General features: G+C 37.4%; 14 protein-coding genes and 1 pseudogene. 1 reads left to right on the top strand and 14 read right to left on the bottom strand.

The features are described 5' to 3' along the window. Positions 1–293 precede the first annotated feature (293 nt). The 8 genes from ABD985_RS03570 to ABD985_RS03540 form a co-directional block, all read right to left on the bottom strand. Positions 294–977 (bottom strand): DUF4166 domain-containing protein, encoded by a 684-nt coding sequence (locus ABD985_RS03570; RefSeq protein ID WP_345369261.1) that lies wholly within the window; start codon positions 975–977, stop codon positions 294–296. Then, positions 974–1,879, bottom strand: coding sequence for a DoxX-like family protein (locus ABD985_RS03565; RefSeq protein WP_345369260.1), 906 nt, complete (start codon positions 1,877–1,879; stop codon positions 974–976). The genes ABD985_RS03570 and ABD985_RS03565 overlap by 4 nt, the downstream gene beginning before the upstream one ends. 61 nt (positions 1,880–1,940) lie before the next feature. Further along, positions 1,941–2,516 (bottom strand): YdeI/OmpD-associated family protein, encoded by a 576-nt coding sequence (locus ABD985_RS03560; RefSeq protein ID WP_345369258.1) that lies wholly within the window; start codon positions 2,514–2,516, stop codon positions 1,941–1,943. A 53-nt stretch (positions 2,517–2,569) separates the two neighbouring features. Next, positions 2,570–3,214, bottom strand: coding sequence for a hypothetical protein (locus ABD985_RS03555; protein ID WP_345369256.1), 645 nt, complete (start codon positions 3,212–3,214; stop codon positions 2,570–2,572). A gap of 61 nt (positions 3,215–3,275) precedes the next feature. Further along, on the bottom strand, positions 3,276–4,016 hold the full coding sequence (locus tag ABD985_RS03550; RefSeq protein WP_345369254.1) for a DUF6794 domain-containing protein: 741 nt from the start codon (positions 4,014–4,016) through the stop codon (positions 3,276–3,278). Between the two features lie 150 nt (positions 4,017–4,166). Further along, positions 4,167–5,423 carry an alpha/beta hydrolase-fold protein gene (locus ABD985_RS03545; RefSeq protein WP_345369252.1) on the bottom strand — a complete coding sequence of 419 codons (1,257 nt, stop codon included), beginning with the start codon at positions 5,421–5,423 and terminating at the stop codon, positions 4,167–4,169. 167 nt (positions 5,424–5,590) lie between these two features. Next, on the bottom strand, positions 5,591–5,986 hold the full coding sequence (locus ABD985_RS21275) for an RDD family protein (RefSeq protein ID WP_425550431.1): 396 nt from the start codon (positions 5,984–5,986) through the stop codon (positions 5,591–5,593). 195 nt (positions 5,987–6,181) lie between these two features. Further along, complete coding sequence (locus ABD985_RS03540) at positions 6,182–7,129, bottom strand: alpha/beta fold hydrolase (RefSeq protein WP_345369250.1); 948 nt, start codon at positions 7,127–7,129, stop codon at positions 6,182–6,184. Between the two features lie 671 nt (positions 7,130–7,800). Between ABD985_RS03540 and ABD985_RS03535 the strand changes: the two are divergent. Next, positions 7,801–7,956 (top strand): annotated as a pseudogene (locus tag ABD985_RS03535) (IS1 family transposase); the annotation flags it as partial. 11 nt (positions 7,957–7,967) lie between these two features. On the opposite strand, the gene ABD985_RS03530 reads toward ABD985_RS03535, so the two are convergent. The 6 genes from ABD985_RS03530 to ABD985_RS03505 form a co-directional block, all read right to left on the bottom strand. Beyond that, positions 7,968–8,411 carry a hypothetical protein gene (locus ABD985_RS03530; RefSeq protein WP_345369248.1) on the bottom strand — a complete coding sequence of 148 codons (444 nt, stop codon included), beginning with the start codon at positions 8,409–8,411 and terminating at the stop codon, positions 7,968–7,970. Between the two features lie 102 nt (positions 8,412–8,513). Continuing rightward, complete coding sequence (locus tag ABD985_RS03525; RefSeq protein WP_345369246.1) at positions 8,514–9,092, bottom strand: hypothetical protein; 579 nt, start codon at positions 9,090–9,092, stop codon at positions 8,514–8,516. A 681-nt stretch (positions 9,093–9,773) separates the two neighbouring features. Beyond that, positions 9,774–10,976 (bottom strand): NADH:flavin oxidoreductase/NADH oxidase family protein, encoded by a 1,203-nt coding sequence (locus ABD985_RS03520; RefSeq protein ID WP_345369244.1) that lies wholly within the window; start codon positions 10,974–10,976, stop codon positions 9,774–9,776. Positions 10,977–11,318: 342 nt separating this feature from the next. Further along, positions 11,319–11,771 (bottom strand): IS200/IS605 family transposase, encoded by a 453-nt coding sequence (gene tnpA, locus ABD985_RS03515; protein ID WP_345369242.1) that lies wholly within the window; start codon positions 11,769–11,771, stop codon positions 11,319–11,321. Positions 11,772–12,310: 539 nt separating this feature from the next. Then, positions 12,311–13,522: a TonB family protein gene (locus ABD985_RS03510; RefSeq protein WP_345369240.1), complete on the bottom strand. Its 1,212-nt coding sequence runs from the start codon at positions 13,520–13,522 to the stop codon at positions 12,311–12,313. A gap of 95 nt (positions 13,523–13,617) precedes the next feature. Further along, positions 13,618–13,968, bottom strand: a complete 351-nt coding sequence (locus ABD985_RS03505; RefSeq protein WP_345369238.1) for a BlaI/MecI/CopY family transcriptional regulator — start codon at positions 13,966–13,968, stop codon at positions 13,618–13,620. Positions 13,969–14,294: the final 326 nt, after the last annotated feature.

Raw genomic sequence — 14,294 nt, 5'->3', positions numbered from 1 at the left:
AGATTTTGCAGTACTACTCTTTCTCAACAGCCCGAAGGGCTACTCAACGGAGCAAAGCTCCACTCAACGGCACGCAGTGCCACTCAACAAAGCGAACTAGCAGTATGACGGTTAAATATTCAACCTTAATAAATAAGCCAAATCTTAACACCCAACAAACTCATTCTCTGCCACCAATTGATATAATTGCTCTCCATCAGGATTAGACAAAAAAAGTAAAGGTGTATAGGCATTGTAATGCCAGTTATACTCTATGATAAAATCTAAGTAACCATCTGCATTATAGCCTCTCTTTATTCCCTAATTTCCTCTCTCAACGGCAATACATTCTGAGGAATATCTCTCTTGGACTTCACCGAAATATACTCCACATCAAAGGAGCCTTCATACCCAAAGAGACGGCCCCAAACCTTATTGCTTACCACCACGGAGATCTTGAACTTACCTTCCTGATCATCATACCATTCACAGACCTCTGCTTCTCCTGAAAATAGCATAGGAAACTTAAATCCTAGCATCCCTTCATAAAATCGCTGTTCCCCTGAGCGGATACGAATCCCTCCATTCCCTGCGACGCTCATTTCAATATCCACTGCAAGATGTTGGTGTGTTCCCAGGTAGTCTACAATTCTTCCCCTTTTCTGGCTATATACCATAGTGGCATCGAAACGTCTTTCCCGATTGGGAAACTGATAGGTACGAATCCACGTAACGGTCTCCCTACCGAACGTATCCTGATAAGCAAAATTCTCAATACTGAAAGGGATATTCTTTCCCTTCTGCGGAAACATGATATTTCGCCAGGTACCGAGATACAGAAAAGGAAGGGTATATACTGGGCCATACCATACGTGATGCATAATCCCTTTTCCGATAGAGGCTATTTGATCACTACTATTGAAACCGAAACGTTCTTGAATTTTAGGATGTAGCTTTTCAAAATCAGTTCCTAACGCTTGTTGATAGATGGAGTTCATTGTTTTGGATTTGTAATGCAATTGGATGCTTTTGGTAAAGAATCAATATGTAATAAAGCGATGATGGATAAGCCCATCATGGAAATATTTAATGCGAATGGATTGAAGGGCTGTACAAAGACCATCATATCACTAAAAAGAGCCCCAACAGCCAAGAATGTCAGCCCAAGGATATTCAAAACATGTATACCTTTTTTAAACGTCCACCAAAACCCAACACCAAAGGCCATTTCTGCTATGCCCACGACCAACAAAACCGTTTCTTCATACCCTGGGAATACCCCTGATGCCCTTAGTATATCCAATTCTCCAGTATCCGGAAAAGCCAGTTTAGGCACTAACCCTTGATATACCCAAACGATTCCCAGTAGAATATGAATCAGCAGCACCGATACCTGCGCAGTGATCGCTTGACGGGGATGAATCCCTTTCTCCATATGATTTTTTAGACAGTCAAAGCTCCAGGCAGTGGCCCATCGCATCATGGGCCTGAAGATCCATCGGTCCACTGCGCTACCCAAAATCCCCCATCGGGTTTGGTAGTCATAGCCCGTCAGAAACCTGATCGACTTCCCCTCAGGAATATACTTCCAGTAGCCTGAGCCTTCTTTTATAATGGAGATAAGGCTGTCAGAAGAGAATTTCAGTACCGAAGTACTCACCCCATGATTATTGGTCTTGGTCGCGACACTCTCTCCCTTTCCCTCGACCGTCATTCCGAACCCCATACGGGTGGCATAGCGAAACTGCTGAGGTGAGGCAGGATCGTCTTTGGGAAGATAGTCTATTTCAGAAAAGCGCAAATCCCATTCTTGATGCCTTGAAGGATCTTGGGTAGCAGCCCACAGCTCATCCAAGTTACAGGTGATGGTGGTTTCTACGTAGAGTGGTTTGTTTTTCAATGTTTTTGGGGTTATCAGTACAAAAAGTAATCAGCCCTTCAGCCAATCTTGCAGGCTTTTTCTATCTAAATTGCTTTGGTTTGCAATGGTTACTTGCATTTTCTGCAATTTCAGTGATCCTTTTTTGTCTTGTTTCTTTCCTTTTTGCGGAGATCACCCAATATAATAATATCTTTTTATCAGACTTACTGAGACTTTCAAAGAACTCCCCTGAACCTTTATGGCTCTCCAATGCCTGTTTTAGGTCTATGGGAATTTCTAAGTTTTCGACACTGTCCAGAAATGTCCAGGAACCATTTTCCTTGGCCACTTCAATACTTTTGTATCCAGCTTCTTCCATTAGTCCTTGGGCAATCAAGTTTTCTACTTTGTCCTTGTTTACTTTTGACCAATTACTTTTGGGCTTTCGCTTGCTGAAGTATTGTTTAAAAGACTCCTGATCTATAGCTCTTTTCGTACTATCGATCCACCCAAAACAAAGGGCTTGATCCACGGATTCACTCCAGCTCAGGTTATATTTTGGTGATTGTTTCTTGTAAAAAATCAACCAGACGGAATCTTTTTTCTTATGGTTCATTTTCAACCATGTTCTCCATTCTTTTTTGTCTTTAGGACAAAATTCTTCAGCCTCTAGCATTACTTATTGTTGGTTTTGTATACTCCTTCTTGTAGGTCGCTTGATATAGCCATTCAAATTTCAGTAAACTTGTTTACCCAAGTTTTTAAAGCCTTTTGATATTTTTCTTGAGCAATTAAGACTATTTCATCAGTATTTTCTATTGGGTCTATTTTAAACTCTTTTTTCAGCCAATTAAGATATTCAGGTCTATTCTTACTAGGATTATAATCAGCAGTATCTTTATAATATGATACTTCATCGTGGTCAACCATTGGCTCAGAATCCAAAGTGAGTATTTTCAATAGATCGTTAAAGTTTTCTGCCACGACGTATACTCCTCCTTCACTACCAAAGATTACAATTGGCGTATTTTGTGTCAGCTCCTTGCTACTCAACCAATATGCATATAAAGAACCTGTTCCATCAGCTTGAGCAAAAATGATAAATGAGTCTAAAAAAGACTTATCCGTTGAATAACTTTTCAACATGGTATCATTCTCATCAAACAAAAGTTCAAAACCATCCGAATAGTAATCAGATTGTGACGCTAATGAGTATTCAAAGTTCCTCAATTTCACATAATCACTTGGAATATGATGATTCTTAAAAAGTCTATTTAAATCTTGATCTGTCAATTTATCTTGATTATTTCGATTTGAACAATTCAGCAAAAAAATGGTCGTTAAAATTAATAGATGTCGGATTACTATTTCCATTAGTTGATGCTATTAGAATTGGGGCAGGCTGCATTCAGCCCATTAATATAACTTTTTTATTTTAGTACCACAGATTATAGCTTGTCCAATGTTCTTCACCTGTCTTCATGATCGTTTGTTTATCTTCTTCAATCAGTTTACCAGATTCGTCATAAATATTATTGCTTGAAATAATAATACCATCAGGGTCACACGCATCCAAGAGTTGCACTAAAAGTTGTAATTGTTTCTTGTTCTTAGCTTTAATCACCGCTGTTGCCACACATGATTCTTGCATATATCCCTTTTCTTGATTTTCGCTGATAAACTCATAATCATAGCTGAACTCAACGGTATCACCAACGCTAAACTCCTTGAATTCTTCTTTCTGAAATTTCTTTTGCTCCCTCTTGGCTTTTTTCCAATAGACTTGATAATACTTCACCTGCTTCTTGAACTGTATATCAGTATCATTTAGATAACGATGATAAGAAATCAGTATGATTCCTGACATATCGTCTGGATGATAGATTCCCATATCATTGAAATATTTTGAAAGTCTAGAACCACCCCAAAGTCTCCAATTGTTTCGCATCCACGTACCAAAACCCATATGCGCCTTACCTACAAATTCATCTTCTGTCCATTCAGTCACTTGTTGCTTAGTGGAGTCGCTCCAAAAAGCATTTATCTGTACAAAACAGTCTTCCAAATCATTGGGGATATAAACTCCGTTGATTGAATCAAGTTCAAACTTATTCTCCTGTCCGTTTACAAGAATTGAGAAAATACAAATTGGTATGATTATGAGTAGCTTTTTCAAGTTTTGTAAATTGAGTGTAACGTTGAGTATATGTGTAGAGGCAAATTTTGGAGTTCGTCACTATTAAACCGAGATAGTATTGATACGAGCCACGAACCCTAAAATCCCTACTTTGCCCGCCATTACGTATGACACATGGTTAGCCTTTGATTATTTTTTATTTAGTGCTTCAATTCTTTCTTTATAGTAATCGTCACCACTTATTTCGTAGGCCTTGTTTAAGTATTTTAAGGCATTCTCTTTGTCGTTTTGAGATTCATAATACTCAGCCATCGAATCATAAGCATTTGCACTTGTTGGATTATACTTAATATTCATTTCAAAAAACATGAACGCCTTCTCAGGTTGTCCCATTTGCATATTCATGTAGCCATAGCCATTTAACATTTCGTCTATCATGGGTGCAGTGGGAACACCAAATTGTTCGGTATAGATTTGTTCCTGCTTCTTCAAGAGCGAAACCAATTCTTCTAAAGGGGTCTCTGGATTATTATATTTTTGCGGAGATTTAAACTGATACCATTCAAAAAGAAATATCAGCCCATCTCTTATTGATGGCAACGGAACTGTACCATGTAAATCTTCATGATAAACCTTCCATGAAAAATTTAATCCATTCTGTTTTTGAGATTTAGCATAATTTGAAAACTCAATGATTGAACGCGCAAACAAAGTAAATTCTGAAGAGTCATCCATAATATTCTCCATGGTTATTTCTTCATTCCACATATGTAGCTGCTCTGCTGCCAAAGACACATAAAGGGATTTGCCTTCATAACTTTCTTTACTCAGCTTTTCTTTTGCCTCCTTCAATAGTTTTTGGTCGTCCCAATCTAAACTTGGATCTATGGCTATATAGTTTTGAAAGAGATGTTTATGATTAACCAACATATTTATAGTAAACAAACCGGCATAAGAGTGCCCAATTAAGGTACGATAAGCCATGGTTGGATACTTACTATCAATGTATGGGATGAGTTCCTCCTCCATAAATTTAGTAAAGGTTTCTGCACCTCCAGTTTCACTGTCCATTGCACTACCACGTCTCATTTTTACCTGCGAAGTAGTTAAATCTCTTGTTCGGTTACTGCGATTAGAAATCCCAACAAGTATCATATGTGGTAGGTAATGCCCCCAATAGTTGCTATAAACAGCTTCCAAAGTACTTTCTAGTGAAAATCCATCCATTAGATAAATCACAGCATATTTTTCATCATTACCTGGCTTGTAATTATCTGGTAATCTTACCCAAAAGTCACGGCTTTCATTTAAAGTTTCAGAAAATATGGAATCCACTATTCGATTTTGAAATTGCTCTGTTTGGGAGTCACTTGCTTGTGCAATTGTATGTTGATTTACCACTAAAATCGATCCGACAAGTAGTGATAAGTAGATGTAATATTTCATTATTTTATTTTGAATTTCAATATAACTAAATGCATACGTTAAACTAAAAATCCATATTGGTTATTAGTGGTTTATAATAAGGATAACGCCATGGCTATCATAAGTTGCATTAGTGTTTTCGTAGGGAATTGATGATAGCTAATGTTATGTTTCTTTATATGAATGAATTATTGATTAGCTTTTACTCTTACGACTGAGCTCAGTATCAGATCATGAAAACCTTGTTTTTTATTAGTGAAAAGGATAGGTATAATTCCCACTAGAAAGCCAAACACTGCAAAGCCCAAAATAAACCTGACAAAGGATTCGAGATAAGTCAATTTTGTACCATCTAAATGTTCTACTTTTAACCCCATCAATTTCTTCCCATATGTACCTCTTTCGTCTGAAGCGTTAAAGTACGTTGAGTAAGCACACCATACTATGAGTTGTATAAGGCTATAATTGAAGTTGAGGTCACGCATATTGACAATTACTATTGTTGGGAGTAAAATTAAATTGACGATAATTAAATCTCCTACGTGACTAGCTAACCGCTGTCCGAATCGAGCATATTGACTCATATTTTTAATTCCTTAGTTGATTTTGTTGGATAGACATAACGTTGATATTAAAAAGTATTTCAATACTTTTAGCTAATGTTGTGTGTGTTTTTAGAGTCTTTCTATTTTCCCTATAGAAACTCCCGTAGCTTCAATAAGGGTGTGTTTTTAATACTTGGATACAATTAGCAATAGACTTTTTCTTTACTTCATACCTTATTTTTTATTAAAAAAGTTTAGTAAAATATTTGTAAGTCTCTGTGGTTGATCCTCTTGAATAAAATGATTTGATTCTAAGATAAAATGTTCTTGCTTATTGGCACCAGGAATAAGGTTTTGGAGTAACGAATCCTTTCCTTCCCAAAGTGAATCTTCGTGATTACCCCAAATTGTTATAAATGGTTTTTCATAAGTTCTTAACTTTCTTGTAAGTCTTTTATTTATAAGGCCTTCTTTGTCATTTGGGTTATCAGGTATTAGCCAAGGGAATTTTCTTACTGCATAATTATCTGACGGATTTTTAAAAGGTTCATCATACTTTTTTTTGATTGAATCAGGGATTTTTGAATAAGTACCCCAATCCATAATATTACCAGCAGAAAAGCTACTATCCGATTTAGCATATTGTCTAAATCCAAGGAAACTTTCAGGCAGTTTCTCTGTCCCATCAAATAAAAAGCCATATGAGATTGCCACTTTATCAAATAGTTGTGGCTTTTCTGCAATTATCCGCAATGAAATCATAGCGCCCCAGTCATGAGCAAAAAGATGGATGTTTTTAAGTCCTAATTTGCTTATAAACTCAGTGAGCCATTTAGTGTGGTTCGAGTAGGTAATTAAATTAAAATTTTGAGGTTTAGATGAGTTTCCAAAACCTATTAAATCTGGAACAATAACACGATAACCCTTTTTGCATAAATTTGGAGCGATATTACGATATACCAATGAATAATTCGGTTCTCCATGTAAAAGTAATATGATTTTTTCTCCTGTAGGATTTAAATCTAGATAGGCCATTTTTAAACCTTCATCAACCTTTACAACTTTGTAATTATCTGTTAAAAAGAAGGTCGTAGAATCGTATTTCTCATTCGTATTACTATTTGTACACGAACTCAAAGCTATTGCTAACAGTACTCTCCATAATATTTTCATTTTCTTCATAGAGTGTTTAATTGATTTTAATGACCGCCAACAATTTAAGAGCTTGTTTAGAACCACATCTTTTGGAATAAAATTCCTCTAATTTTGACTGATAAAGTCCTGATTATCCCCAAATAGAACCACTATTAGGCTCAAATCAGAACTTTATCAGTCAATTTATAGAAGTTTTATTCTCAAAATCTGGATTCCAAACAAGCTCTAATAAAAGCCACTAATGGCCTTTACCCTGAAATAATTGGAAATAAAAGAACATTGCTTTTATACCCATTTCATCAATTCTTCTTTTAATTTAATAACAACTTGAATTATTACAAAATAATATTTGGGAGTCAACTGTGATACTTCGCTATCTTTTGGATACTGTTGGTACCGATAAAATCTGAACTCCTTGAGCAATATTCGCTACTTATGTTACGCAGAGCGGTCTAGCGATACCCTGTACTAGTGATCCCATCTTCAGAAAACATCAACACTATTTCTTCGTAGACGATGGGTTAGAAGCCCACTACTAAGGATATTAAAGTTGAATAATTAACCGACATACTTCTTACGTGAAGAGATGGATGAAGACTTACCATCCCTACCCACCTCTATGTGATTTCTCTACAGACAACCTCCCTTCTTATCAGAATACAATTCCTGAGTCGCTTCATTATGTAGGAAAATAATTGACACAAAGAATTGAAAGATTGTTTTGTACCGTCAGGCATCGATGTAGTAGACTTGTTCGAAAGAGCCTCTCATTTTCCAAAGTAATTAAAATACATTGGGATGCTTTTAGATTTTTCGTCTGGCACTACAATTTAGAACACCAGCCTTACGACTGATACACTGCCGTTTATTCTATTCTTCTCAATTTGTATTCCCAGTTATCTCCTGATTGCTCATATTGAATCCATAAGGTTTCATTTGTTATTTCTACAATTGTTGCTTTAATATCTTCAGAGGTTTGACTGATAAATAATATTTCATTATTCCCATTCATTTCCCAATTTCTGGTTACTAAGTCTTCTTCTATATGATTATTTCCATCTGAATAACTGATATGGCATGTCCCATCTTCCTTTATTTTAAACCCACTTCCATATGCACCAAGTATGATATATGGGCTACCCGATTTAAACTCAGCTTCCTCTCCGAGATCATGTCTTTTGTATTGATAGGAATACCAACCTTTATCGTTTTGTATCATTTCATTAGTAGAAGGATTTATTTTTTCTTTTGTACAGCCTGAATACAGAAATATTAATACTAATAGAATAAGATAATTGTGTTGTTTCATTCTTTGTCTTTAATTTTTTTTTTGAGCATAACGCTGCAGCTATCATCAGTTACGTTGGCGTGTTTACAAGGAGTTAACAATAACTAGTGTTGTGGAGTGTTTTTAATTTTGAGTTAAATCTAATTCCCAACACTTTATATACATTGATTCTGTTTTTCTCTTAGGATATAAGACAGTATAGATAATTTTATCACCACCAAAACAATCATCACTTCCGTATTTCTTAGGATTTGTATTCCACTCACTCCCTTCACTTATTTCTTTTTTTAATACAATAATATCTAAGTGATAGTAACCTGTAGAATCCATTAAATTTTTAGTTAAAATCTCATATGCTTTGGTATAGCGTTTCTGAGAAACATCTTTTTGATATGAGATCAACTTATTTTTGACAAAAATTTGAATGTCATCAGCAGGGCAATCTATACAGGTTTCATCGTATTTTTCAACTAAAATAATTGTATCACTTGGGTTAGACGTAATTATTTTTTGCAATTCACTTTCATACTGAACCCTATATTTTTTCTGCATTTCCAACTTAGCATACATTGTTTGAGCAGAGGAAAAAGGGGACTCTCTTATTGACAGCTTCTGGCTATTATAAATCTCCTGATTTATTTGCCCTATCACAGAGTAACTTTTAAATAGTAAAAAGCTGATCACAAATATTACCTGTTTCATTACCTATTATTTAATACACTACAACTTTTAGTGTAAAATGCTTTTCAATGCATTTTTACACTGTGTTCTGTTTTCGCTTTTTTTATATCTAAATTGATTGATTCTTCAACTGACATTAGTCTCCAAAAAAGGAATTACTATATTTTTTTAGAATTCAAAAACTCCCTTCTCCAGAGTCTAATCATTATTCCTAGCACTATTAGACTTGCGCCAAAAGCTGTATCAAGGTTAGTTGACCTTGAATCCATCCCGTTTAACACGGTTATAAAAGTCCCACCAATGATTGTAGCGAATTCAATTACTATCCAGATATATTTATTTTGCATTCTTTCTATTGTTTCGTGAAACACAACAACAATTTAATAAAAGCCACTAATGGCCTTTACCCTGAAATAATTGGAAATACAAAAACATTGCTTTTATACCCCCTTCATCAATTCTTCTTTTAATTTAATCACAACTTGAATTATTACAAAATAATATTTGGGAGTCAACTGTGATACTTCACTGCCTTTTGGGTACGGCAGATGCCGATAAAATCTGAACTCCTTGACCAGTAACCACTTTACACAGGGCGGTGCCCTGTGCTAGCGGTGCCCTGTGCTAGTGACCCCTTATGCTAATCCCCCCCTATGCTAGCGATGTCCTATGGTAGTGATGCTCTGTGCTAATGATATCCTACTATTTTTTCCTCATCCCCTTCACCAACTCATGCTTTATTAAATGAAAAGCAGCTCTTAGAGGAGAGTAGCGGAGGTTTAATGGTTTCCCCTTGGAGAGCAGTTCTATTTGCTTATTATAATAGCCTGCGATGGCGTTATCCTGCAAGGCTGAAAAAGCCACCTTTGTATTTTCTGTTTGCGCTTCCTCTTCTTTACCCTGAAGCCATTTCTTGGGAAAGTTTTCATACAACAAATAAGGTCTTGCCACTCCTATGACATCTACCTCTCCTTCTGACAGTACCTTATTGGCAAAAGCAAGGGTACGGAAACCTCCCGTCAACATTAAGGGCATGCTAGCAATGGCTTTTGCCTTTTTTGCAAACTCAAGGAAGAATGCCTCTCGCTGCAAGGTAGAAGTGCGTAGACCTTCCTCAAAGAAAGCGACTCGCTCATACGTCCCTCCTGATACCTCCAGCAGGTCAACGCCTTCCTGGTTCAGCATCTGAATCACTTGTAGAGATTCTTCTTCCGTAAAGCCTCCTCGTTGAAAATCTGCTGAATTGATCTTTACAGAAATCCCAAATGCGGGACCACAAGCTTGGCGTACCTCCCGAATCACCTCTAGTAGCAACCTTGCCCTATTCTCCAGGGTTCCTCCGTAGCGATCGGTTCTTTGGTTCGTCAAAGGACTCAAGAACTGACTGAGCAAGTACCCATGAGCAGCATGAATCTGTACACCCGTGAACCCTGCTTTTTGACAAACCTTGGCTGTTGTCCCAAAACGCTTCACCAGCTCCTCCACTTCCTGGAGACTCATTGGTCGGGGCTTGGCAAACAAGCCTAATTTCTTTAGATGCACATCCGAAGCCGATACTGGTTTTCTGTTCACCAAGATACTCGTCTGCCTTCCGGAGTGGTTCAACTGTGGCCAGATGTGCTGTCCTTTCTCCTGTCCTATTGCTGCCCACTGCTTTAGAACCTCCAAATGACGCTCATCTTCTATGGCCACATTTCCTGCCGACTCCATATAGCGATGATCCACCATCACATTCCCTGTGATCATCAATCCTGCTCCCCCCTCAGACCAGGTGCGGTACAGTTGCAGATGTTTTTCATTAGGGCCATAATCCGAATTGCTTAGGCGCTCGGTCATCGCTGCTTTTACGATACGGTTTTTCAACGTCAGGCCGTTGGGCAAGGTAATGCTGGTATTGATGTTCATGGTTCGTTTAGTTTATTTTTTTGTGAAGGTAGGGTTGTTTGGGGCTTAATCGCAAGTTCAATTGGGAGGATAAATTGAGATTGGGTATTTAAGTGTTATGTTCTGGATAGGGATGGGGTGATTAAATTGGAATAAATAATCGTCATGTTCCGTATAGTGACGGATTGAAATCCGCCCCTATGTGATGTCACCCTTTCAGGGTTTTGATAAATAACCCCGAAGGGGTGGCATCACATAGAGGTGGGTAGGAACGGTAAGTCTTCAACCCATCTCTTCTCGTAAGAAGTCTGTCGATTAATTATTCTTAATCAAGCCATCATTAATCTGATTCATCCTAATGATTTAATCCCAAATATACCGTTCATCATATTTCACCTCATATTTTCGAAGTATACGGCGAAACTCATCCTGAAAAGTCACCCCTTCATGATGAGATTTTTGATTTTCAATATATCGAACTACCTTATCGGCATCATAAGGTGTGACAGAAAAAGCCCCATACCCCTCTTGCCAGTAGAAGTATTCAAATTTAGGTCCCAGCGACTTAATCCATTTGGAAGAATTCCCTTTGACAAGTCTTGCCAAATCAGCCATTTTAATATTTTTGGATAGGTTGCACAAAATATGGATATGATCTACGTACCCTCCCACCTTCAATACTGGACTATCAAATTGATTACACAGCCCTCCTAGATAATCGTATATTTCTACTTCAAACTCAGGAAGTATCAGAGCCTCTCTATGTTTAGTACTAAAAACCAAATGGATATAGTTTTTGACGAGGGATTGTGGCATAATTATAACAGCTTTAAGTGAGGATACAGTATAAGGAAGGAGAGTGAGAGAATATAGCAGTGAATGAATAAAATAACTTGAAGAAAAATAATAGAAGGTGAAGTTCAATCAGTAACCGCCATGTTTCGTATAATGATGGGATAATTAAGGTTGAATATTTATCCGTCATATTTCGTATAGTGACGGATTGAAATCCGCCCCTATGTGATGCCACCCTTTCAGGGTTTTAAGGTATAATCCCGAAGGGATGACATCACATAGAGGTGGGTTTCAACCCATCTCTTCGCGTAAGAAGTGTGTCGGTTAATTATTCAAACTTAATCAACCCATCTCTTTGCGTAAGAAGTGTGTTGGTTATTTATTCAACCTTAATTAACCCTAGGCGGAGTTGAGGGGGAATATTTATGACACTTAAATATCCAACCCCAATTATCAATTATCCCCTAACCTAAATCAACTAAAAAATTAGTTAACAAGCCTGAAAAAATAACCGTGTCTGTTCTCCACGGCTACCTTCTCAAACTCAAGGGCTCTAAACGTTATTGTAACTTAAAGGCAATAGGTAAAACTCTTCTACTCCGTACCACTTCTCCATCTACCGTACCCGGTTTCCACTTCATATTGACCGCTTTCAATGTTCTTATAGATTCATCATCACAGCCTGCTCCGATTCCTCTAAGTACCTTAAAGTTAGAAAGAGATCCATCTTTTTCCACCACGAAGCCTATATATACTTTTCCTTCTATACCTTCTTTCTTTGCTTGTTCTGGATATTTCATGGTTTCTCCAATAGCCTTATAGAAAACTTGTAAGCCCCCTTCAGGTACCGATTCATATCCATTATCTACCACATCATAAACAGTGTCATCCTCTACTGACTCTAAAGTATCGGAAGTACAAGCATTTATCAACATGGCTCCAATCAATACCGGCAATACTAACAACATTTTCCAATTCGCCACGAAAGCAGTTCTTTCTTTTTTCATCATGTTTAAACGATTTTGAGTTTGAGATTGATTAAATGTGTGCGCAACAGTCAGGCCCAGACTGTCGAACAGGCTTCGGATCAGCAGTTGGCGATAGGAGTCCATATCCTCTCGCTTCACCACTTCACGGTCTGCTATATATTCATGAATAGTTCTTAGTTCTTTTTTAAGGAAATAGAGCATAGGATTAAACCAAAAAACGCAATGCACCAACGCTACCAAAAGCAAATCATAGGTATGTCCATCTTTGATATGCTTGCGCTCATGTCGATAAATCTTGTCGGCTTCCTCAGTACTCAGAGAGGCTGTATTATCCCAAAAGAGATACGGTCCAAAAGAAGAAGTCGGAACCTTCCCTTCGGTATGAATCACCCCTATGCCTTCTTGCCATTCTACCTTTTCACCTAACACATAACGGAAGACACCTACTATTCTTTGAAGGAATATCCACAGACTTACCATTACTCCCAATCCATACGCTCCCCATAGCACAATCCCTAACCTATTGCTTTCGGCTTCTTCTGCTCCCATTTCCATAGGGGCCAGCAACATTGTTTGCCATCGTTCCCAATTGATACGTTCCGTCAAGCCCTGTTGTTCTGTCAAGAGTCCAGAGAAATCTAATAAAGGAGCCACCAGGCTCAATAAAACAGTACACAATAGATAGTAACGATTGCGTTGAAAAAACGTCTCCTTTCTAAAAAAAAGAGTATAAGGGATCAGGCACAAGCCCGTTAGTAGGGTTGCTTTTAATAAGTACAACATAACAGTGAACAGTTAGCAGTTAGCAGTGAACAATGAACAGTAGACAGTGAAAAGTTAAAACTACTGCTCACTGCTCACTGTTCATTCCTCACTGTCTATTTATTGTTTTTCATCAACTCCTCCATTTCTTTGAGGTCGATGTCATTTTTCTCCATGAAAAAGGAAAGCATCTTCTCGAAGGAACCACTAAAGTAGCTGCCTATAAAGTTCTTCAAGAATTGATTGCTATAGGTATCCTTGTCGATCAAAGGATGGTATTTATGGGAACGTCCTACCGTTTCATACCCCACAAAACCTTTTTGCTCCAGAATTCGGATAATGGTAGAGACGGTATTGTAAGCAGGCTTCGGCTCCTCTAGTTCCTCTATCACCTCCTTTACAAAAGCTTTCTCCAGCTTCCACAACACTTGCATCACTTGCTCCTCGGCTGTCGTCAGTTTTTTCATGGCGCTATCGTTTTTAATTTTTGAGATGCTGCAATATAGAACTAAGAATTTAGTTTAAAAATATTTTCAACTATTTTTTTAGTTCAAAGATCGGTTATCGGGCGCCCGCAAACCTTTTTCAATCGACTACCCTATTACGTATCATCGACACTTATAAATCATACATTAACGTATCATCAACACTTAAATAAGAAAATATACGTCTCACTTCATGAATTACCCTAATTATTGATAACCATATAAGGTATTAATAAACAACCACTTAATAGTATCAATCAAAAAAATAACGCTTAATAGATCGATACTATCCCTTCCTTTTCAAGAAC

The sequence above is a fragment of the Algivirga pacifica genome (genome assembly GCF_039543525.1).
Classification (GTDB): Bacteria; Bacteroidota; Bacteroidia; order Cytophagales; family Flammeovirgaceae; genus Algivirga; species Algivirga pacifica.
Note: the sequence above shows the minus strand (reverse complement) of the source record. Positions and strands in the feature narration are given on the sequence as shown.

What these genes read in the sequence shown, in the direction of transcription:
- ABD985_RS03525 (WP_345369246.1), bottom strand. Translation starts at nt 9,092, where the DNA reads ATGAAACAGGTAATATTTGTGATCAGCTTTTTACTATTTAAAAGTTAC.
- ABD985_RS03545 (WP_345369252.1), bottom strand. Translation starts at nt 5,423, where the DNA reads ATGAAATATTACATCTACTTATCACTACTTGTCGGATCGATTTTAGTG.
- ABD985_RS03555 (WP_345369256.1), bottom strand. Translation starts at nt 3,214, where the DNA reads ATGGAAATAGTAATCCGACATCTATTAATTTTAACGACCATTTTTTTG.
- ABD985_RS03530 (WP_345369248.1), bottom strand. Translation starts at nt 8,411, where the DNA reads ATGAAACAACACAATTATCTTATTCTATTAGTATTAATATTTCTGTAT.
- ABD985_RS21275 (WP_425550431.1), bottom strand. Translation starts at nt 5,986, where the DNA reads ATGAGTCAATATGCTCGATTCGGACAGCGGTTAGCTAGTCACGTAGGA.
- ABD985_RS03540 (WP_345369250.1), bottom strand. Translation starts at nt 7,129, where the DNA reads ATGAAGAAAATGAAAATATTATGGAGAGTACTGTTAGCAATAGCTTTG.
- ABD985_RS03570 (WP_345369261.1), bottom strand. Translation starts at nt 977, where the DNA reads ATGAACTCCATCTATCAACAAGCGTTAGGAACTGATTTTGAAAAGCTA.
- ABD985_RS03560 (WP_345369258.1), bottom strand. Translation starts at nt 2,516, where the DNA reads ATGCTAGAGGCTGAAGAATTTTGTCCTAAAGACAAAAAAGAATGGAGA.
- ABD985_RS03520 (WP_345369244.1), bottom strand. Translation starts at nt 10,976, where the DNA reads ATGAACATCAATACCAGCATTACCTTGCCCAACGGCCTGACGTTGAAA.
- ABD985_RS03510 (WP_345369240.1), bottom strand. Translation starts at nt 13,522, where the DNA reads ATGTTGTACTTATTAAAAGCAACCCTACTAACGGGCTTGTGCCTGATC.
- tnpA (WP_345369242.1), bottom strand. Translation starts at nt 11,771, where the DNA reads ATGCCACAATCCCTCGTCAAAAACTATATCCATTTGGTTTTTAGTACT.
- ABD985_RS03505 (WP_345369238.1), bottom strand. Translation starts at nt 13,968, where the DNA reads ATGAAAAAACTGACGACAGCCGAGGAGCAAGTGATGCAAGTGTTGTGG.